The 18,470-nt window shown below is 59.7% G+C and carries 21 protein-coding genes; 11 read left to right on the forward strand and 10 right to left on the reverse strand.

Annotated features, from left to right (window positions below):
• Window positions 1-21: 21 nt before the first annotated feature.
• Window positions 22-408 (reverse strand): hypothetical protein, encoded by a 387-nt coding sequence (locus BUC40_RS21495; RefSeq protein ID WP_073268686.1) that lies wholly within the window; start codon window positions 406-408, stop codon window positions 22-24.
• Window positions 409-548: 140 nt separating this feature from the next.
• Between BUC40_RS21495 and BUC40_RS21500 the strand changes: the two genes are divergently transcribed.
• The gene (locus BUC40_RS21500; RefSeq protein WP_073268688.1) at window positions 549-767 is read left to right on the forward strand and encodes a heavy-metal-associated domain-containing protein; all 219 of its coding nucleotides are present in this window, start codon (window positions 549-551) and stop codon (window positions 765-767) included.
• On the opposite strand, the gene BUC40_RS21505 is transcribed toward BUC40_RS21500, so the two are convergent.
• On the reverse strand, window positions 751-1,371 hold the full coding sequence (locus BUC40_RS21505; RefSeq protein ID WP_073268690.1) for a TetR family transcriptional regulator: 621 nt from the start codon (window positions 1,369-1,371) through the stop codon (window positions 751-753). The genes BUC40_RS21500 and BUC40_RS21505 overlap by 17 nt on opposite strands.
• A 171-nt stretch (window positions 1,372-1,542) precedes the next feature.
• On the opposite strand from BUC40_RS21505, the gene BUC40_RS21510 reads away from it, so the two are divergent.
• A complete protein-coding gene (locus tag BUC40_RS21510) occupies window positions 1,543-2,733 on the forward strand; it encodes a multidrug effflux MFS transporter (protein WP_073268692.1) in 1,191 nt (396 codons plus the stop codon).
• Window positions 2,734-2,738: 5 nt separating this feature from the next.
• Here the strand turns inward: BUC40_RS21510 and BUC40_RS22975 are convergent, their stop codons facing one another.
• The 5 genes from BUC40_RS22975 to BUC40_RS21530 all read right to left on the reverse strand — a co-directional run bounded on the left by BUC40_RS22975 (window position 2,739) and on the right by BUC40_RS21530 (window position 6,637).
• A complete protein-coding gene (locus tag BUC40_RS22975) occupies window positions 2,739-2,915 on the reverse strand; it encodes a hypothetical protein (protein WP_167369190.1) in 177 nt (58 codons plus the stop codon).
• Window positions 2,916-3,288: 373 nt separating this feature from the next.
• The gene (locus tag BUC40_RS21515; RefSeq protein WP_073268694.1) at window positions 3,289-4,080 is read right to left on the reverse strand and encodes a Crp/Fnr family transcriptional regulator; all 792 of its coding nucleotides are present in this window, start codon (window positions 4,078-4,080) and stop codon (window positions 3,289-3,291) included.
• Between the two features lie 195 nt (window positions 4,081-4,275).
• On the reverse strand, window positions 4,276-4,548 hold the full coding sequence (locus tag BUC40_RS21520) for a TfoX/Sxy family protein (RefSeq protein WP_073268697.1): 273 nt from the start codon (window positions 4,546-4,548) through the stop codon (window positions 4,276-4,278).
• 101 nt (window positions 4,549-4,649) lie between these two features.
• A complete protein-coding gene (locus BUC40_RS21525; RefSeq protein ID WP_073268699.1) occupies window positions 4,650-5,006 on the reverse strand; it encodes a pentapeptide repeat-containing protein in 357 nt (118 codons plus the stop codon).
• A gap of 68 nt (window positions 5,007-5,074) precedes the next feature.
• Window positions 5,075-6,637 (reverse strand): bifunctional aminoglycoside phosphotransferase/ATP-binding protein, encoded by a 1,563-nt coding sequence (locus BUC40_RS21530; protein WP_073268701.1) that lies wholly within the window; start codon window positions 6,635-6,637, stop codon window positions 5,075-5,077.
• Window positions 6,638-6,754: 117 nt separating this feature from the next.
• Between BUC40_RS21530 and mrcB the strand changes: the two genes are divergently transcribed.
• Genes mrcB through BUC40_RS21545 form a run of 3 tightly spaced genes read left to right on the forward strand, consistent with a single transcriptional unit; the run spans window position 6,755 to window position 10,152 of the window.
• Complete coding sequence (gene mrcB / locus BUC40_RS21535; RefSeq protein WP_139272222.1) at window positions 6,755-9,073, forward strand: penicillin-binding protein 1B; 2,319 nt, start codon at window positions 6,755-6,757, stop codon at window positions 9,071-9,073.
• A gap of 12 nt (window positions 9,074-9,085) precedes the next feature.
• Window positions 9,086-9,823, forward strand: a complete 738-nt coding sequence (locus BUC40_RS21540; RefSeq protein WP_073268705.1) for a tetratricopeptide repeat protein — start codon at window positions 9,086-9,088, stop codon at window positions 9,821-9,823.
• Window positions 9,820-10,152 carry a YqcC family protein gene (locus tag BUC40_RS21545; RefSeq protein ID WP_073268707.1) on the forward strand — a complete coding sequence of 111 codons (333 nt, stop codon included), beginning with the start codon at window positions 9,820-9,822 and terminating at the stop codon, window positions 10,150-10,152. The genes BUC40_RS21540 and BUC40_RS21545 overlap by 4 nt, the downstream gene beginning before the upstream one ends.
• 18 nt (window positions 10,153-10,170) lie before the next feature.
• Here the strand turns inward: BUC40_RS21545 and BUC40_RS21550 are convergent, their stop codons facing one another.
• Window positions 10,171-10,611: a DUF4124 domain-containing protein gene (locus BUC40_RS21550; RefSeq protein ID WP_073268709.1), complete on the reverse strand. Its 441-nt coding sequence runs from the start codon at window positions 10,609-10,611 to the stop codon at window positions 10,171-10,173.
• Window positions 10,612-11,094: 483 nt separating this feature from the next.
• Here BUC40_RS21550 and BUC40_RS21555 point away from each other — a divergent pair, with 483 nt between their 5' ends.
• Together BUC40_RS21555 and ilvN are read left to right on the forward strand one after the other, a co-directional pair.
• Entirely contained in the window at window positions 11,095-12,825 is a 1,731-nt protein-coding gene (locus BUC40_RS21555; RefSeq protein ID WP_073268726.1) for an acetolactate synthase 3 large subunit, read from the forward strand.
• A 1-nt stretch (window position 12,826) separates the two neighbouring features.
• Window positions 12,827-13,318, forward strand: coding sequence for an acetolactate synthase small subunit (gene ilvN, locus BUC40_RS21560; RefSeq protein ID WP_073268711.1), 492 nt, complete (start codon window positions 12,827-12,829; stop codon window positions 13,316-13,318).
• A 56-nt stretch (window positions 13,319-13,374) separates the two neighbouring features.
• Here ilvN and ilvY read toward each other — a convergent pair whose 3' ends face one another.
• Complete coding sequence (gene ilvY / locus BUC40_RS21565) at window positions 13,375-14,256, reverse strand: HTH-type transcriptional activator IlvY (RefSeq protein WP_073268713.1); 882 nt, start codon at window positions 14,254-14,256, stop codon at window positions 13,375-13,377.
• 128 nt (window positions 14,257-14,384) lie between these two features.
• On the opposite strand from ilvY, the gene ilvC reads away from it, so the two are divergent.
• From ilvC to msrQ, 4 genes are all read left to right on the forward strand, one after another.
• A complete protein-coding gene (gene ilvC / locus BUC40_RS21570) occupies window positions 14,385-15,401 on the forward strand; it encodes a ketol-acid reductoisomerase (RefSeq protein ID WP_073268715.1) in 1,017 nt (338 codons plus the stop codon).
• A 154-nt stretch (window positions 15,402-15,555) separates the two neighbouring features.
• The gene (gene pssA / locus BUC40_RS21575) at window positions 15,556-16,371 is read left to right on the forward strand and encodes a CDP-diacylglycerol--serine O-phosphatidyltransferase (protein ID WP_073268716.1); all 816 of its coding nucleotides are present in this window, start codon (window positions 15,556-15,558) and stop codon (window positions 16,369-16,371) included.
• Window positions 16,372-16,433: 62 nt separating this feature from the next.
• Entirely contained in the window at window positions 16,434-17,447 is a 1,014-nt protein-coding gene (msrP, locus tag BUC40_RS21580; RefSeq protein WP_073268718.1) for a protein-methionine-sulfoxide reductase catalytic subunit MsrP, read from the forward strand.
• The gene (gene msrQ / locus BUC40_RS21585) at window positions 17,447-18,064 is read left to right on the forward strand and encodes a protein-methionine-sulfoxide reductase heme-binding subunit MsrQ (protein ID WP_073268720.1); all 618 of its coding nucleotides are present in this window, start codon (window positions 17,447-17,449) and stop codon (window positions 18,062-18,064) included. Before msrP ends, msrQ begins: the two co-directional genes overlap by 1 nt.
• 81 nt (window positions 18,065-18,145) lie before the next feature.
• Here msrQ and BUC40_RS23035 read toward each other — a convergent pair.
• Window positions 18,146-18,470: hypothetical protein (locus tag BUC40_RS23035; RefSeq protein WP_208605798.1), on the reverse strand; the 325-nt coding region annotated here is incomplete at its 5' end.

An 18,470-nucleotide genomic window follows, 5' to 3' on the forward strand; every position in this document is an offset into this window, starting at 1 on the left:
AGCACTCACATCATGCTGACGTCATTGGCTGGACGGTGCCGGTGTCAGGTACGGGCCGGAAGGGTTGAGGCCGATGCGGTAACGGCGGATCTCGCCGGCAATCAGGTTCACTTGCTGACTGCCGAGTGGAGTGATGCCGGCCTGGCAGCTTTCTGTGCCGATCATCCCTAGGCGTACCGACACGTCGCCGGGTGGCAGGTTGAACGACACCGACTGGCCCTGGAACAGCCGGGCGGCGAGCTGGTCCTGCAGATACACGCCGAATTCGCACGGCGAGGCCACTTCCAGCCGCTCGCGAGAAATGATCAGCACGGCGTAACCGTCGCCCATGGTGGCGTGCGAGGGCACCACCTGTGCGAGTGCTGGCAAGGGCAGGGCAAGAAACAATGAGAACAGGAGGCGGGTCATGGTCAGACCATATGACGGTTGAGTGAGCTGAGCTTGGCTGAGGTTGGCGTGTTCAACAAGGGGCGCCTTGACCTTAACCCAATGGCAAGCTCGATACTCGCCAAGAATCCAGTCGATGCTCGCGGGCAGAGGAGATGATGATGCAGGTATTCAAGGTTGATGGCATGACGTGTGCGCACTGCCAGCGCGCTATTACCGCAGCGGTGCAGGCGATCGATGCCGTCGCGCAGGTAGAGGTTGATCTTTCGGCGGGTGAGGTGAGGGTTCACACCACTCACCCGGTCGATCAGGTGCTGGAGGCGATCATCAACGAAGGCTACAAGGCCGAAGCAGTGCCGGCGGCTAAGACCAGTCACTGATCAAGCCACGAAACAGCCCGTCGATCATCACCGGGCCGTCTTGCACCGGATCGAATAGGTTGTTGTCGCGCAGCCAGTCGCTGAGCATGCCGACGATCAGCGCATGCAAGGTACGAGCGGCCAGGCGTGGCGTCATGCCTGGGCGCAGCCGCCGATGGGTGGCGGGTTGGGCGAAGATCGATTCACACAGGGCGATGAACTGATTGATGAACGCATCGTGGCGTTCCTCGGCCTCACGCAGCTCTTCGGTGAACTCGCAGCGGTGCAGCAGAATGGTGAAGATGCGCCGCTTCTGCTCATCCTGGCTGATTCCCGCGATACCCTCTACGCACAGCTGGTGTAACGACTGCATGCCGTTGCCTTGTTCATCCTCCTGCAGTCGGCTGGCCAGCTGTTCAGGCGGCAGGCGTACCTGGTTGAGCATGTCGTGAAACAAGTGAGCCTTGTTCTGGAAGTGCCAATACACCGCGCCACGGGTCACCCCGGCGTGCTTGGCAATGTGCTCTAGGCTGGTGTGAGCGACGCCCTTCTCCAGAAACAGTATCTCGGCGGAGGCCAGAATACTGGCGCGGGTCTGCTCAGCTTGCTCTTTGGTTCGACGCATACGACAGGATCAAATCAGTTCAGGAAGGCGCGAGTGTAATTATTTTTTGCAGCGGATGTTTGTTTTACAGACGAACTTGTATGTAATTGTCGGCGTCCATTCTTGTTAAGTGCGCACAGCGCTTTACCTCGTCTCCAGCCCAAGGTGGGACAGCCGCCGAGAACCATGCCAATGCCGCTTCGCCTGTTACTGATTCTGGGTTCGCTCAGTGCCTTCGGCCCTCTGGCCATCGATTTCTACCTGCCCAGCTTTCCCGCGCTAGCGCTTGCGTTCAATACCGATACCGAGCATGTGCAGTTATCGCTTGCCTCCTACTTTGCCGGTTTGGCCATTGGGCAGCTGGTTTATGGGCCGCTGGCTGACCGGTTTGGACGGCGTACGCCGCTGCTGGTCGGGGTTTCATTATTCACCCTGGCATCGCTGGCCTGCGCGCTGGCACCGAGCCTGGAATGGCTGATCGCTGCTCGTTTCGTTCAGGCGTTGGGCGGCTGCGCGGGGATGGTGATTTCCCGCGCGGTGGTGCGCGACCTGTGCGATCCGATCAGCTCGGCCAAGGTGTTTTCGCAACTGATGCTGGTGATGGGCCTGGCGCCGATCCTCGCGCCAGTGGCCGGTGGTTTGCTGCTCAACCTGTTCGGTTGGCCAGCGATCTTCGTCTGCCTGACGTTGTTCAGCGCAGCGTGCCTGGCGGCCCTCAGCCTGTGGCTGCCGGAGACGCTGAATCCGACTATCCAGCCGCCACCGTTAAGCGGCGCCCTGAGGGAATATCGGCGCCTGTTCACAGATCTACCCTTTATCGGCCATGCGCTGACCGGTGGCCTGGCCATTGCCGGCATGTTCGCCTACATCGCCGGCTCGCCATTTGTATTCATCGAGCTCTATGGTGTACCGGCCGAGCACTATGGCTGGCTGTTCGGCACCAACGCCGCCGGTTTCATTATCGCGGCGCAGATCAACGCCTGGCTGGTGGCGCGCCATGGCCCGGGATATTGGGCAAGGCGCATGGTGTGGTTCTACCTGGCATGCGGAACCGTGTTGTTGGTGCTGGCCTGGATCGGGCCGCAGACGCTATGGCCATTGATGATTCCGCTGTTCGGCTGCATCGCCTCGCTGGGAATCCTGCTGCCCAATACCTCGGCCTGTGCAATGGCCGGGCAAGGGCGCCACGCCGGAAGCGCTTCTGCGCTGATGGGTAGCCTGCAGTTCACCATCGCGGCGAGCGCGGCGTCTCTGGTTGGAGCGCTGCATGACGGCAGTGCCGTCCCGATGGCACTGGTCATCTTCAGCTGCGGCGTGCTGGCGGTCAGCGCTTCACGTTTCACCCGCTGGGCTGAGCGCCGAGCCGGGCATCCGAACGGCTGAGTCGTTCAACCAGCCAGGCGTCGCTCGCCTGGCAGCGTGTGCGGTGCCTGCACACGCACTTGCAGCGTTGCCACGAACTGGCGCGCTTCATCTTCGTTGCGGAAGCTGACTTGATGCTTGCCCAGGCGTACCTGCCAGCAGGTGCCAAGCGGGCCTTTCACTGCACAAACCTGGATGTCCATTACGGTGCCTCCCAGTAAGCGTGCAAGCAGTCTAGCCACTGTTCATGTAACTGCCATGACGACTGTCGCTCGGACGACAGATCAGGCTCGCTGCTGGCCGGTGCTTTTCGTCAGGCAAAAAAAGACCCGGCAAAAGTGCCGGGTCAATAACCGTGATTAGCCTGATGAGGAGATAACCTGAAGAGTCCGACCTAAGGTCTCTTGAGCTTATCGGCCGATCTCGCGATCAGCTGATGCAAATAATAGCAATTCTCATTACATAGTCAATGGCCCGTTGGAAATTATTTTCGTCGATCATCTCGATAGATTTTTCGGGGTTCCAGAAACAAACAACCCGGCACAGGACCGGGTTGTTTGCAGGTGTTCTGAATACTCAATCTGGCTGGCGCAGCCCAGTGATTTCCTTGTTAAGCAGGTCGATACGCCTGGCCATACTCTCCACCAAGCTATGAGCGATGCGAGGGTTGCTTTCCATCAGGCTGAGGAACTGATCCTTGGGGATCACCATCACCGTGCAGGCCTGGCTGGCAATTACGGTGGCGCTGCGCTTCTCGTTGGTGAATACCGCCATGGCGCCGAAGATTTCGTCTTTCTGCACATCGCCGACCTTCACGCCGTCCACGAAAGCCTCGGCGTGGCCGTCGATGATGATGAACACGTGGTCTGCTTCGTCACCCTGGTTGATCAGCGCATCGTCTTTGGCGAAGTGCTTGAATCCGGTCGCAGGGCGGATCTCGGGTTGCTTGAGGCGGGCGAGGGCGTCGGAGAGCAGCGCGGTGTGCCCGACCAGATACTGAATGAACAGCTCCTGGCGAGGCTCGCTGGCATAGATGTGCTTGAACACTTCGCTGCGCGAGTAGGGGATCAGCGTTACCGGCTCGTCGCTGGAATAGCGGCAGCTCGGCAGGTCGATGCCTTGGCGCAGGCCAACCAGATCGCCCTCCTGCAGGTAGAACAGTGGGCGTTCGTCCACCAGCGCATGCAACAGACCGTTGTCGATGATGAACAGCTGATTGCTCGGCAAGTCGCTTGCCAGGTTCTCGCTGCGCTCGACCTGCAACGGCTCGCCGCAAGGGTTGAGCCCATCGAGTAGTTGCCCGGGGATGCTCTGCAAGCGGCTGATCAATTGGTCGGCGTAAGCCGGTTGTTCCCCGAGTAAATACATGGTGGTTCCTTGGGCTGCTCATGCTGGGTACGCACGAAAATCCCTGAAACGATAATACTCGCCGCGCTCCAGGTAAATCGGTCTCGTTAGGGCTTGTGAACCAGCGCCTGTTCCTGGGTGGTTCGGGAGCACTGTCGTCGCTGAAAAGTCAGCCCTCACAGTGGCGATACTCGCGCGTTAGTTGCTTGGTTGCTCTCAGAACTTGTCGTCGTCCGCTGGCGTTTCCAGCTGCTGATTGAGGCTTTCCTTGCGCGTTGTCGGCAGTTCGCTCCAGTGAATGTCGAGCAGGGCGCCTTCGATGGAGTAAAGCAGCACCTTGGAGGCTCTGAATCCGCGCGCCCGTACTGCCCGGTAAGCCTCCACTGCGCCGTGCCTGCGCAGGTCGTTGGCATTGTGAATGCCCACTGCATGCAGCCATTGGGAGGATGTTTTGCCGAGATTCTTGAGGTTCTGCAATTCGTCGTTCACACCATTTCCTCATGCCGCCATTTACAGTGCGACACTCCGGCCGCACTCAGCACAGTCTAGTGCCGCCGGGCAATGCTGCAGTGGCCCAGCGTTACAGGCTGCTACAGATGATTGGGATGGGTGCGGTAGCGAAGGCGTGTGCCAAAATTCATCGACATGAGAATCTCGTCAGCGCTGAGCTCGACCGGGAAATAGGCGCCCGATATCTGCGCGTGGGCGATGCTCGCGCCTTCAAGCTGGGCGGTGCGAAAGTCCACGCCGCGCAGATCGGCGCCGCGGAAATAGGCATTGCTGAAGTCGATGCCCTCTGCGTCAAGGGTGCGCAGATCGAGGCCGCGAAAGTCGCCGCCGCTCAGGTCAAGGGTCACGCCGTGGGGGCGCTGCGCATTGAAGGCGGCGACATCGTCGTTGTGCAGCAGTCGGTAGAGCGGGGTGTCCAGCTGGCGCGGTTGGCTCATGGTGGCAGTCGTCCGGGGGAGGCTTACTGCCAGTATAGAGGAGCTTTACCGCGCCGCTTGGTCGGCTTTCAGAGGTTTGGGAAACGCTGACGAACTGCGCTGACCAGCTCGGTGAGGCTGGCGCTATCCGGCGTGTCCACGCGCTTGCAGTAGGGCAGTTCGACTTCTTCCAGTGGATCCTGGCCGGCGCGCTGCGCTTCGATCACCGCAAGCGTCGCGTCTGAGGGGTCGTTACCTTCCTGCTGACGTTGTTGCAGCCAGTTTGCGAGTACCGAATCTGGCGCATGGCAGTCGAGGATCAGGAACGGCACGCCAGTTTCATCGGCAACACGCTGTGCGGCCTGACGCTGGGGGCGTTTCAGGTAGGTCGCATCCAGCACCACTGGGTAGCCTGCGTGCAGGGCCAGATCGGCCAGATGGTTCAGGCGCTGGTAGACCGCTTCGCTGGCGTCCTGGCTGTAAATCCCGGTGTTCAGCTCAGTGCTGCCATCTGTTTGCTGCTCGCCCAGCATGCGCTTGCGCTCGACGTCCGAGCGAATGCGGATTGCGCCCAGCGCTTCGACCAAGCGCAGCGCAACCTGGCTCTTGCCAACTGCCGACACGCCTCGGGTGACGGCCAGCAAGCGCGCCGGAATGCTGCTGTAGCTTTCGGCGAGGCTGGCGTAGGCGCGGTATTGGCGCAGGATTACGGCGCGCTGCACGGCGTCCTGCTCCTGGCCGAGGCGGAACAGCGCGACCTTGGCGCGCACCAGGGCGCGGTGCGTCTTGTACAGATTGAACAGCTTCAGCGAGCCGTAATCGCCGGTGTGTTCGAGCCAGCTGTTGAGTAGGCGACGTGCCAGACACTTGAGGCCGCGGTCTTCGAGGTCCATGACCAGAAAGGCGGTATCCAGGGCGATATCGGTGAGGCGGAACGGCTCGTTGAATTCGATGCAGTCGAACAGCGTGGCATGGCCGTCCAGCAGTGTGGCGTTGCCCAGATGGATATCGCCATGGCATTCGCGGATGAGGCCATCGCGAGCCCGCGCTTCGAGGTCGGGCCACAGGCGTTCCAGACTGGTTTCCGTCCAGGCTTCCAGGGCATCGAGTTGCTGCAGGTCGGCCTTGTCGCTGAGCATCGGGCGAATCTGTTCGAAGTTCTGCCGCAGCGGCGCGACGATGGCCGTGGCATTACACAGCACGTGGTCAGTCGCTACCTGCGGGGTCGCCTGGTGGAAGTCGGCGATCTGCTTGGCGAGGGCGTCGATATGCGCTTCGTTCAGCTCACCGCGTGCCTGCACGTGAGCCAGCAACTGCTCCTGCGGGAACTGACGCATTTTCAGGGCGTATTCGATAACCGCGTCCTCGCCATTCACCTGCGGCGCCTCGGCGCTACCGCTGATCGGCAACACCTCCAGATACAGATCCCTGGTCAGGCGCTGATTGAGGCGCAGTTCTTCTTCACAGAAATGCTTGCGCGCCTCCAGGGTGGTGAAGTTAAGGAAGCCGAAGTCGACCGGCTTTTTGATCTTGTAGGCAAAGGGGCCGGTCAGCACAACCCAGGAAATATGGGTCTCGATGACACTGAAACCGTCTACCGGGTGCGGATAAAGGGCCGGGTTCTGCAAGGCGGTAATCAGGGCTTGGCTCACGGGCGATCCTTGGCTGGGTAAAGTGGGAACAGGCGCGCATTATGGGCCCTCCTTGACGCACTGCAAACCGCTGGTGGTCGCTGCCGGCGCTTCGCAAAGTGCGTATAATGCCGCGCCATGACTCGTACCCGATCTCCCCGCTCCCGTTCCAAACGCCGCCCCAGTGGCATGCGCCCCTTGCTGGGCTGGGCTATTAAGCTTGGCTTGGTTGGCTTGGTGCTGTTCGCCGGTTTTGCGGTTTACCTCGACGCCATCGTGCAGGAGAAATTCTCCGGCAAACGCTGGACCGTTCCTGCGAAGGTTTACGCCAGGCCGCTGGAGCTGTTCGTCGGTCAGAAGCTGGCCAAGGACGACCTGCTCAAGGAGGTCGACGCCCTCGGCTACCGCCGTGAAAGCGCTGCCACCGGCCCTGGTGCCGTGGCCGTTTCCGGTAGCAACGTGTCCCTTTATTCGCGCGGTTTCCAGTTCTACGAGAGCGCCGAGCAAGCCCAGCAAGTCAACGTGCGCTTCTCCGGTGACTACGTCGCCTCGCTGACCAAGGCCGATGGCAAGGATCTGGCTGTGGCGCGTCTGGAGCCGATGCTGATTGGTGGCCTGTATCCGGCGCATCAGGAAGACCGCGTACTGATCAAGCTCGATCAGGTGCCGGCCTACCTGGTGGAAACCCTGGTGGCGGTCGAAGACCGCGACTTCTTCGACCATTTCGGGGTATCGCCCAAGGGCATTGCTCGGGCGATATGGATCAACGCGTCCGCCGGCCAGTTACGCCAGGGCGGTAGCACCCTGACTCAGCAGTTGGTGAAGAACTTCTACCTGACCAACGAACGCAGCCTGACCCGCAAGATCACCGAAGCGATGATGGCGGTGTTGCTGGAGCTGCATTACGACAAGCGCGAGATTCTCGAGGCTTACCTGAACGAGGTGTTCCTCGGTCAGGACGGGCAACGTGCAGTGCATGGCTTCGGTCTGGCCAGCCAGTACTTCTTCAGCCAGCCGCTGTCCGAGCTCAAGCTCGATCAGGTAGCTTTGCTGGTCGGCATGGTAAAAGGCCCGACCTATTACAACCCGCGTCGCAATCCCGAGCGCGCGCTGACTCGCCGCAACATGATTCTTGACCTGCTCGCCGAGCAGGGCGTGGTTTCGCCTGAAGAGGCGGCTGCAGCCAAGGCGCGCCCGTTGGGCGTGACGCAGCGTGGCAGCATGGTCAATGGCTCGTTCCCGGCCTTCCTGGATTTGGTGAAACGCCAGCTGCGCCAGGATTACCGTGACGAAGACTTGACCGAAGAAGGCCTGCGCATCTTCACCAGCTTCGACCCGATCCTGCAGATCAAAGCCGAAGAGGCATTGGCGGAAACCTTCAAGCGCCAGGCCGGTCGCAAGGGGGCCGATGAGGTCGAGGCCGGCATGGTCGTGACCAATCCGGAAACCGGTGAAATCCAGGCGCTGATCGGAAGTCGTCAGGCGCGCTTCGCCGGCTTCAACCGTGCGCTGGATGCCGTGCGACCCATCGGCTCGCTGATCAAACCGGCTATTTACCTGACTGCGCTGGAGCGCCCAAGCCAGTACACGCTGACTACCCGTGTGCAGGATGAGCCGTTCTCGGTGAAGGGCCAGGATGGTCAGGTATGGAAGCCGCAGAACTATGATCGCAAGGCCCACGGCAGCATTTATCTGTACCAAGGTCTGGCTCACTCGTACAACCTGTCCACCGCCAAACTTGGCCTGGAACTGGGCGTGCCGAATGTGCTCAAAACCCTCGAACGCCTGGGCGTGTCGCGCCAATGGCCTGCCTATCCGTCGATGTTGCTGGGCGCCGGTGCGCTGACCCCGATGGAGGTGACGGGCATGTACCAGACTATCGCCAGTGGCGGCTTCAATACGCCGCTGCGCGGTATTCGCAGCGTGCTGACCGCAGAAGGCGAGCCACTCAAGCGTTACCCGTATCAGATTCAACAACGTTTCGATGCTGGTGCCATCTACCTGTTGCAGAACGCCATGCAGCGCACCATGCGTGAAGGCACTGGCCGCTCTGTCTATAGCCAGCTGCCGAGCTCGCTGACGCTGGCAGGTAAAACCGGTACCAGTAACGATTCACGTGACAGCTGGTTTGCAGGCTTCAGTCAGGATCTGCTCACCGTTGTCTGGATGGGCCGTGACGATAACGGGCCAACGCCGTTCACTGGTGCTACCGGTGCACTGCAGGCTTGGACTGGTTTCATGCGTCGTGCTGACCCGCTGCCGCTGGACATGCCAGTGCCGGACAACGTGGTGCTGGCCTGGGTGGATGCAGCGACCGGGCAGGGCTCGGCGCAGAATTGTCCGGGTGCCGTACAGATGCCGTATATTCGCGGCAGCGAGCCGGCTCCCGGATCAGGTTGTGGTATTCAAGCGCCCGTCGACTCGGTTATGGACTGGGTGAAAGGCTGGTTGGAATAAGAGAGGTTTGCCGTGAGCAAGTGGTTGATTCCCGTTTTGACCGCCTCGGTGGTTCTGGGTGGTTGCGCCAGCGTTCCGCGAGGCTCCATCCCGGTTGTGGATTCCGGTAGCTCTGCCTATGAGCAGGACGATGGTTCGAGTAATGGCTACAGCAACGCTGCTGCGCCGGCGCAGCAGCAGGCGCAGTCCATGCCAGAAGATTCCGGTGTGGTAGTCATGGTGCCAGGTGGCGGTGCGCCGTCTGCGCCGATCGATACTGCGCCTTCAGCTCCTCCCGCTAGTGGCGGTGGGCTGACATTCGATGAGCCGCCGTTGAGCAGCGAGCCACTGGGTTCGCCAAATTACGGCAACTCGGCGCCTTCGCAGCCGTCGACCCCTAGCGGTATCCCGAGTGGAAACGCTGGCGGTCTGGCGGCTGATGAGCAGCTCGATGGCCCAGTGCTGGCTTTGTTGACCAGCGCTCAGCAACAACAGACCGGTGGTGATCTCAACGGCGCGGCTTCCAGCCTGGAACGTGCGCAGCGTATCGCCCCGCGTGAGCCGCAAGTGCTGTACCGCTTGGCCGAAGTGCGCCTAGCCCAAGGGGATGCCGCTCAGGCTGAACAGTTTGCCCGTCGTGGACTGAGCTACGCCAACGGCCGGCCTGCGCTGCAGGCTAGCCTGTGGGATCTGATTGCCAAGTCTCGTCAACAGCAGGGTGATGCCGCTGGCGCCGCCCAGGCTCGTGAGCGGGCTCGGGTCAATCTGTGAGCACAACATCGGTAGCCCTGATCGCCGACCAGCTGTTGCTGGTCGAGCGGGCATTGCGGGTGCAAGGCTGGTGGGAGGCTTCTGCGCCCAGCGCAGAGGCATTGGCCAGTGTGGAACCGTTCTGCGTGGACACCCTGGATTTTTCCCAGTGGCTGCAGTGGATCTTTCTGCCACGCATGAAGGCGATTATCGAGGCGGGCGCCGAGCTACCGGCGGTATCCGGCATCTTGCCCATGGCTGAGCAGGTCTATGGCGCTGGCAGTCGTGAAGCAGCCGAGTTGCTGAAGGCGCTAGGTGATTTTGACAAGCTGATCAGCGCGGGCCGTTAAGGCCCGCACCATCTACCGTTACTGGCAGTTTTCTTTGATCGCCTGCTTGCTGTCGGCGATACGCTTCTGACGTTCGTCTTCGCCTAAGCGGCGCATTTCCCCACCTTCTTCCACGCGTACCCGCGGATTATTTTCCAGCTGCGCCAGGTTGTTGCGCTGGGTTTCGCAGTATTTCTTGCGCTCGGCTTCCTGGGCCACCACTTCCTTCTTCACTTTTGCATCGGCTGCGGCCTGTTCAGGATCTGCGATGCTCTCGAACGTAGGCGCTGGCTTCGATTCTGGAACTGCGGCTGTGGGCGGTGCTGCCGAAGGATTGACGGTAGTGGATTGCTGGCCCTGTGGTGGCTGCTCACCGAAATGAGTCACGCCCTGGGCGTCGACCCATTTGTAGATCTGCCCGGCCATTGCGCTCGCGCTCAAGGCGAGCAGGAGGCTGCTGGTGAGAATCATGCGGCGCATGGAGGTTCCTTATGCATGGTCCATCGACTGTTAAAGCGCTCGCAGCGCAAGGCTGCAAATTCGAGCCGCTACTATAACCAATCGGCCGGAGCTGGAGTCTGGCCTGTTTCACACCGATGCTGACTGCGCACTTAACTCTAGCGCACGCCGATGTTGCCGGATATTGCCTATTCCATCACGCATCGCTTGACTTGCCAGCAGTGAATATCAACAATCGGTTGCTCGCTGCAGTGGAGTCAGCCGCAAGCTGGCTTCAGCTCAGTAGACATGAGGCGTTATCCGCGCCGACCTTTCGTTACACCCGCAACGCGTTACCTCGCGCTGGGTGGGAAAGCCCCGCAACACATCAGGGGCTATCCCAATACTTGCTCAGTTGTAGCTGACGTAGTCGGCGACCACAGTCGCTCATGCTCTGCTGACAGTAAACCTACTCGGGCCGACCCTGCAAAAGGGCGGTTTTCTGGCGTAATAGAGGTGAACAACGTGGAGCTTTTATCCGGCGCTGAAATGGTCGTCCGCTCGTTGCGTGACGAAGGCGTTAAGTACATCTATGGGTACCCGGGTGGTGCCCTCCTGCACATCTATGATGCCTTGTTCAAAGAACCGGAAGTGACCCACATCCTGGTTCGCCACGAGCAGGCAGCGACCCACATGGCGGATGGTTATGCTCGTGCTACCGGCAAGGCCGGCGTGGTCCTGGTTACCTCCGGCCCGGGCGCGACCAATGCCGTGACCGGTATTGCCACCGCCTACATGGATTCGATCCCGATGGTGATCATTTCCGGTCAGGTGGCCAGCACCGTGGTCGGCACCGATGCTTTCCAGGAAGTCGACATGGTCGGTATCTCCCGCCCGATCGTGAAGCACAGCTTCATCATCAAGCATCCTTCGGAAATCCCCGAAGTCATCAAAAAGGCCTTCTACCTTGCCGAATCGGGCCGCCCCGGTCCGGTGGTCGTCGATATCCCCAAGGACATGGGTGATCCGACTCAGAAATTCGAATACAGCTACCCAAAGAAGGTCAAGCTGCGCTCCTACAGCCCTGCAGTTCGTGGCCACTCGGGGCAGATACGCAAAGCGGCGGAAATGCTCATCGCGGCCAAGCGCCCGATCATTTATTCCGGTGGTGGCGTAATCCTCGGTGGTGCTTCAGCACAGCTGACCGAGCTGGCCCGCGCGCTGAACGTTCCGGTCACCAATACTTTGATGGGTCTTGGCGCCTACCCGGGCGATGACCGTCAGTTCGTCGGCATGCTCGGCATGCACGGCAGCTACACCGCCAACCTGGCGATGCACCACGCCGATGTGATTCTGGCCGTTGGCGCACGTTTCGATGACCGCGTCATCAATGGCGAGACCGCAGCCAAGTTCTGCCCGAACGCCAAGATTATCCATATCGACATCGACCCGGCGTCGATCTCCAAGACCGTCAAGGCCGACATCCCGATCGTCGGCCCGGTGGACAGCGTGCTGAGCGAAATGGTCGCCGCCCTCAAAGAGATCGAGCAGACGCCAGACAAGGATTCGCAAGCCACCTGGTGGAAGCAGATCGAAGAGTGGCGTGGCGGTGGTCGCCTGTTCCCTTACAACGAGGGTGATGGTTCGATCATCAAGCCGCAGACGGTGATCGAGACCTTGTGCGAAGTCACCAAGGGCGAGGCCTATGTCAGCTCCGACGTGGGTCAGCACCAGATGTTCGCGGCCCAGTACTACCGCTTCAACAAGCCGAACCGCTGGATCAACTCCGGTGGTCTGGGCACCATGGGCTTCGGCTTCCCGGCTGCGATGGGCGTCAAGCTCAACTTCCCGGACGCCGATGTCGCCTGCGTGACCGGTGAAGGCAGTATCCAGATGAACATTCAGGAACTGTCGACCTGCCTGCAGTACGACCTGCCGGTGAAGATCATCAACCTGAACAATGGCGCGCTGGGCATGGTTCGCCAGTGGCAGGACATGCAGTACAGCAGCCGTTACTCGCATTCTTACATGGAGTCGCTGCCTGATTTCGTCAAACTGGCCGAATCCTATGGGCACGTGGGCATGCGCATCACCGACCTCAAGGATCTCAAGTCGAAGATGGAAGAGGCGTTCGCGATCAAGGACCGTCTGGTGTTCCTCGATATTGCCGTAGATACCAGCGAGCACGTCTACCCGATGCAGATTCGTGGTGGCGCGATGCGCGACATGTGGCTGAGCAAGACGGAGCGTACCTGACATGCGTCATATCATTTCCCTGCTGCTGGAAAACGAACCGGGAGCCTTGTCGCGTGTGGTCGGCCTGTTCTCCCAGCGCAACTACAACATCGAAAGCCTGACCGTGGCGCCAACCGAAGACCCGACCCTGTCGCGTCTGACGTTGACCACCATTGGCCATGATGACGTGATCGAGCAGATCACCAAGAACCTCAACAAGCTGATCGAAGTGGTCAAGCTGGTGGATCTGTCGGAAAACGCCCACATCGAGCGCGAACTGATGCTGGTAAAAGTCAAGGCCACCGGCGCTCAACGCGCCGAGGTCAAACGCACTACCGACATCTTCCGCGGCCAGATCGTCGACGTGACGCCGAGCGTCTATACCATCCAGCTGGCTGGTACCAGCGACAAGCTGGACAGCTTTATCCAGGCTGTCGGCACGGCGTTGATCCTGGAGACCGTGCGTAGCGGTGTCACCGGTATCGCGCGCGGCGACAAGGTGCTGAGCATCTGAGCGCAGCACTGAAACAAAGAACCCCGCCTGGTGCGGGGTTTTTTGTGGCTTGAGCATTACCGCTGGCGATTCCAGAAGGCCGCGATCAGCGGATCCTTGAGGCGCTTGTGCAGGGCGAACAGGCCGATGTCATAGGCCGTCAGTGGCGGCTGGATATCGTAAATGCGGATGCGCGCGGTCAGGGGGCTGTTGTCCAGTACGATCTGCGGCACCACGCCAATGCCAAAGCCCAGGCTGACCATGCTGACGATGGCCTCGTTACCGCTCACCTGGGCATAGATCCGCGGTTTGATGTTGTGGTGCTTGAGCCAGCGGTCGGTACGGGTTCGCGCCAGACCTTCCTCGGAGAGGATCAGCGGTACGTCCTGCCAGGTATCGGCGCTGGGATTCTTCAGTTGCTCGTCGCTCAACAGCTGCGGCGATTGCGGGCCAATGAAGCGCAGCGCCGAACGGGTGATCGACTGAAACTCGACGCCGGCCGGCAGGCTGTCCGGGCGGGCGCCAATAGCCAGATCCTCAAGGCCCTGCTGTACACGCTCGACGGCCTTCGCCGGGTCGCCTGTGTGCAGCTTCATTTCGATACGCGGGTAGTCCTGACGAAAGCTGCTGAGAATCTCGTACAGAAAGCTGTAGCTCGCCGTCACCGAGCAATACAGCGACAGCTCGCCGTGCAGGATCTGCTGCTCCTGTTTGAAAGTCTGGCGGATGGCTTGCCAGCCACTCATGACCTCACTGGCGTACTCGCGAAAGTGCTGGCCCTCACGCGTCAGGCGCACCGAGCGGTTGTCTCGTATGAACAGCGGCGCGCCGAGCTCCTCTTCGAGCTGTTTGATGCTACGGCTGAGCGCAGAGGGGCTCACATGCTGCTCGCGGCTGGTCTTGCCGAAGTGCAGATGGTCTGCCAGGGAGAGAAAAAGGGTAAGTGCGTGACTGTCCATTTCTATGTTTCATATATTGGCATGTTGTGTTGCAAATATATCATTTTACGCAATGGTGCGGATCACTTAAGGTGGCTCCGTCGCGGTGCAGTGCACCCCATTCCTTTCGCTATACAAGAGTCAAGAACATGAAAGTTTATTACGACAAAGACTGTGACCTCTCGATCATCCAGGGCAAAAAAGTTGCCATCATCGGTTACGGCTCCCAGGGCCACGCTCAAGCGTGCAACCTGAAGGATTCCGGCGTCGACGTCACCGTCGGCCTGCGTAAAGGCTCTGCTACCGTTGCCAAGGCTGAAGCTCACGGCCTGAAAGTTGCCGACGTGGCTTCTGCCGTCGCTGCCGCCGACCTGGTGATGATCCTGACCCCGGACGAATTCCAGGGCGCTCTGTACAAGAACGAGATCGAGCCGAACATCAAGAAGGGCGCCACTCTGGCCTTCTCCCACGGCTTCGCGATTCACTACAATCAGGTCGTTCCGCGTGCTGACCTCGACGTGATCATGATCGCGCCGAAGGCTCCAGGCCACACCGTTCGTACCGAGTTCGTCAAAGGCGGCGGTATCCCTGACCTGATCGCCGTTTATCAGGATGCTTCCGGCAATGCCAAGAACGTTGCCCTGTCCTACGCCTCGGGCGTCGGCGGCGGCCGTACCGGCATCATCGAAACCACCTTCAAGGACGAGACCGAAACCGACCTGTTCGGCGAGCAAGCCGTTCTCTGTGGCGGTACTGTCGAGCTGGTCAAAGCCGGTTTCGAAACCCTGGTCGAAGCGGGCTACGCGCCGGAAATGGCCTACTTCGAGTGCCTACACGAACTGAAGCTGATCGTTGACCTCATGTACGAAGGCGGTATCGCCAACATGAACTACTCGATCTCCAACAATGCCGAATACGGCGAGTACGTGACCGGCCCAGAAGTCATCAACGCCGAATCCCGTCAGGCCATGCGCAACGCTCTGAAGCGCATCCAAGATGGCGAGTACGCGAAGATGTTCATCAGTGAAGGGGCCACCGGCTACCCGTCGATGACCGCCAAGCGTCGTAACAATGCGGCTCACGGTATCGAAGTGATCGGTGAGCAACTGCGCTCCATGATGCCATGGATCGCTGCCAACAAGATCGTCGACAAAGCCAAAAACTAAGTCGACTTGATCTCTGAAGAAACGCGGCCATGGCCGCGTTTTTTCGTTCTAGAGCGGGCTTCTGGTATAAAGCCCAGGTACCCAGGCCGATGTTAGGGCGAACGCTTGCCCGGCGGCTCGGTCGAAAATTCAAATCCGATGCAAGGTGTTGTTCATGAGCGAGCGTCCGCAAGAGCCCAATTCGTCCAGGGACGATGACAGCTTACTGCCCATCGACGAGCATATTGAGGAAGGGCATGACGACGAGGGGCGCAAGGTTCGCCATCGCGGCATCTATCTGCTGCCCAATCTGTTCACGACCGCGAATCTGTTCGCCGGCTTCTATTCCATCGTTAATGCCATGAACGGCAACTTTTACGTGGCCGCCGCTACGGTTTTCGTGGCGATGGTGCTGGATGGCCTGGATGGTCGCGTTGCTCGCCTGACCAATACGCAGAGTGCTTTCGGCGCCGAGTACGACTCGTTGTCTGACATGGTCGCCTTTGGGGTGGCACCGGCGCTGCTGGCGTTCGAGTGGGCCCTGGGTAGCATGGGCAAAGTCGGCTGGATGGTCGCCTTCATCTATGTAGCTGGTGCTGCGTTGCGCCTGGCGCGCTTCAATACGCAGATCGGCAGTGTCGATAAACGCTATTTCATCGGCCTGGCCAGTCCTGCTGCTGCCGGTGTAGTCGCAGGTACCGTATGGGCGTTCAGCGACTTCGGTATCCAGGGCTCGAACATGTCGTTCGTGGTGGCGATTCTCGTTGCGGCGGCCGGCATGCTGATGGTCAGCAACATCAAGTACAACAGCTTCAAGAACCTCGACCTGAAAGGCCGTGTGCCGTTCGTGGCGATTCTTGCTGTGGTGCTGGTGTTCGCCGTGGTGTTCAGCGACCCGCCGCGCATCCTGCTGCTGATCTTCCTGGCCTATGCTGCTTCCGGCCCGATTCAATATCTGCTGCGTTTGCGTCGTCGCAAGCCTGTGGAGTGATGTAATTTCCTGCAGACTCCGTAGTCTATTGGGCAGTTCTGTCCCGATACTGCGGAGTCATCATGCTGATCAAGCTGCGTCAGTCATCCGAATGCAACGAATCGGATGTTACCCCCGAGCCAATCTATCTCTCTCGTCGCACCTTCATATCAGCTGCCGCCGCGGGTATCGCGCTAGGTAATGCGCCTGCATGGGCGCAGTCATCGACTACCGAGCGCTATGCGGATGTCGAGGCGAGCAGGGCGCCTGCCTGGCTGGCTGATCGCATCGCTGCAACCAAGTGGGATGCCGTCATCGTCAAGGATGAAGCGATCACCCCTTTTCACGACGCTACCCACTACAATAACTTCTATGAGTTCGGTGCCGACAAGTCGGATCCAGCAGCCAATGCCGGCAGCCTGAAAACCGAACCCTGGTCCGTGGTGATCGATGGCGAAGTCGGCAAGCCCGGCCGTTATGCGCTGGAAGATTTCCTCAAGCCCTATCAGCTGGAGGAGCGGATATACCGTTTACGCTGCGTAGAAGCCTGGTCCATGGTGATTCCGTGGATCGGTTTCCCCATCTCCGCGCTGCTTAATAAGGTAGAGCCCACGTCGGCAGCCAAATACATTCGCTTTGAAACCCTCAATGATCCAGCCAGCATGCCGGGCCAGCGCTCGCGCTTTGGCCTGATCGACTGGCCGTACGTGGAGGGGTTGCGCCTGGATGAAGCGATGAATCCTTTGGCCATATTGGCAGTGGGCATGTATGGCCGCGAGCTACCGAATCAGAACGGTGCTCCGCTGCGCTTGGTCGTTCCGTGGAAATACGGCTTCAAGAGCATCAAGTCGATCGTGCGTATCAGTCTGGTTAGCGAACAGCCACAAACGACCTGGCAAAGCATTGCGGCGCAGGAGTACGGCTTCTATGCCAACGTGAATCCGACCGTCGACCACCCTCGCTGGAGTCAGGCGCGTGAGCGGCGGCTACCCAGCGGGCTGTTCAGCCCCAACGTGCGCGAGACTCAGATGTTCAATGGCTACGCCAACGAAGTCGCCAGCCTTTATAGCAACCTCGATCTGCGGAAGAACTATTGATGCGGCACCCGTTCTGGCGTCTTGGCGTTTTCGTGCTGGTTGCCATATGGCCGTTGTACTGGCTGTATCAAGCGTGGTCGTTCGCGCTGGGGCCTGATCCCGGCAAGGTACTGGTCGAGCGGCTCGGGCTGGGCGCGCTCATCCTTCTGCTGATCACCCTGAGCATGACGCCATTGCAGAAGCTCAGCGGCTGGTCGGGCTGGATGGCGGTGCGCCGGCAGCTGGGTTTGTGGTGCTTCGCCTATGCGACGTTGCATCTAGTTGCATACGCAGTATTCATTCTGGGGTTGGATTGGTCGCAGCTGGCCGTCGAGCTGCGCAAGCGTCCGTACATTATCGTCGGTGCGATCGCGCTGTTCGGCTTGCTGCTGCTGGCCGTGACCTCCAACCGATACAGCCAGCGCCGCCTGGGCAAGTCCTGGAAGAAGCTGCATCGCCTGATCTACCTCATTCTGCCGCTGGGACTGCTGCATATGCTGTGGATCGTCAGGGCAGACCTGGAAGAGTGGACTATCTATGCAGTGGTTGGGGTCGTGCTTTTGTTACTGCGCATCCCCGCCCTTATGCGCAGAATCCCGCGGATAGTCGGGGCGGGGCAGAAAGTTCAGTCAAAATGAAATAAGCGCTTGACCAGAAAATGTGGGGGCCTATAATGCGCACCACTTCCGGCGCAGCCTGATCTGAAAACTCCTTGTGGATCAACGAGTTAGACGAAAATAAAGGTTGCACGGACGGCGAATTCGAGTAGAATGCGCCGGCATCGACAGGGTGGTTTGAGTGGTTCTGTTGATGGTTCGGTCAGGTGTGATCGAAGGCGGTAAAAGAGGGTGTTGACAGCGGTTTGTAACGCTGTAGAATGCGCCTCCCGCTGGAGAGAAGATGATCTGGTCGGGCGCTGCAAGGTGTTGAGAAGAAAGAAAAAGTTCTTCAAAAACAACTTGACAGGAAATGAGGCTGCTGTAAGATGCGCGCCTCGGTTGAGACGAAAGAATCAACCAACCGTTCTTTAACAACTGAATCAAG

The sequence above is a fragment of the Phytopseudomonas punonensis genome (genome assembly GCF_900142655.1).
In the GTDB taxonomy this organism is placed as follows: domain Bacteria; phylum Pseudomonadota; class Gammaproteobacteria; order Pseudomonadales; family Pseudomonadaceae; genus Aquipseudomonas; species Aquipseudomonas punonensis.

Excerpts from the sequence above, each read along its gene's own strand:
- BUC40_RS22975 (WP_167369190.1), bottom strand. The coding sequence starts at position 2,915 with ATGGACATCCAGGTTTGTGCAGTGAAAGGCCCGCTTGGCACCTGCTGG.
- pssA (WP_073268716.1), top strand. The coding sequence starts at position 15,556 with ATGAGCGAGCGTCCGCAAGAGCCCAATTCGTCCAGGGACGATGACAGC.
- BUC40_RS21510 (WP_073268692.1), top strand. The coding sequence starts at position 1,543 with ATGCCGCTTCGCCTGTTACTGATTCTGGGTTCGCTCAGTGCCTTCGGC.
- mrcB (WP_139272222.1), top strand. The coding sequence starts at position 6,755 with ATGACTCGTACCCGATCTCCCCGCTCCCGTTCCAAACGCCGCCCCAGT.
- BUC40_RS21505 (WP_073268690.1), bottom strand. The coding sequence starts at position 1,371 with ATGCGTCGAACCAAAGAGCAAGCTGAGCAGACCCGCGCCAGTATTCTG.
- BUC40_RS21525 (WP_073268699.1), bottom strand. The coding sequence starts at position 5,006 with ATGAGCCAACCGCGCCAGCTGGACACCCCGCTCTACCGACTGCTGCAC.
- BUC40_RS21495 (WP_073268686.1), bottom strand. The coding sequence starts at position 408 with ATGACCCGCCTCCTGTTCTCATTGTTTCTTGCCCTGCCCTTGCCAGCA.
- msrQ (WP_073268720.1), top strand. The coding sequence starts at position 17,447 with ATGCGGCACCCGTTCTGGCGTCTTGGCGTTTTCGTGCTGGTTGCCATA.
- BUC40_RS21550 (WP_073268709.1), bottom strand. The coding sequence starts at position 10,611 with ATGCGCCGCATGATTCTCACCAGCAGCCTCCTGCTCGCCTTGAGCGCG.
- BUC40_RS21500 (WP_073268688.1), top strand. The coding sequence starts at position 549 with ATGCAGGTATTCAAGGTTGATGGCATGACGTGTGCGCACTGCCAGCGC.
- msrP (WP_073268718.1), top strand. The coding sequence starts at position 16,434 with ATGCTGATCAAGCTGCGTCAGTCATCCGAATGCAACGAATCGGATGTT.
- BUC40_RS21515 (WP_073268694.1), bottom strand. The coding sequence starts at position 4,080 with ATGTATTTACTCGGGGAACAACCGGCTTACGCCGACCAATTGATCAGC.
- ilvY (WP_073268713.1), bottom strand. The coding sequence starts at position 14,256 with ATGGACAGTCACGCACTTACCCTTTTTCTCTCCCTGGCAGACCATCTG.
- ilvN (WP_073268711.1), top strand. The coding sequence starts at position 12,827 with ATGCGTCATATCATTTCCCTGCTGCTGGAAAACGAACCGGGAGCCTTG.
- ilvC (WP_073268715.1), top strand. The coding sequence starts at position 14,385 with ATGAAAGTTTATTACGACAAAGACTGTGACCTCTCGATCATCCAGGGC.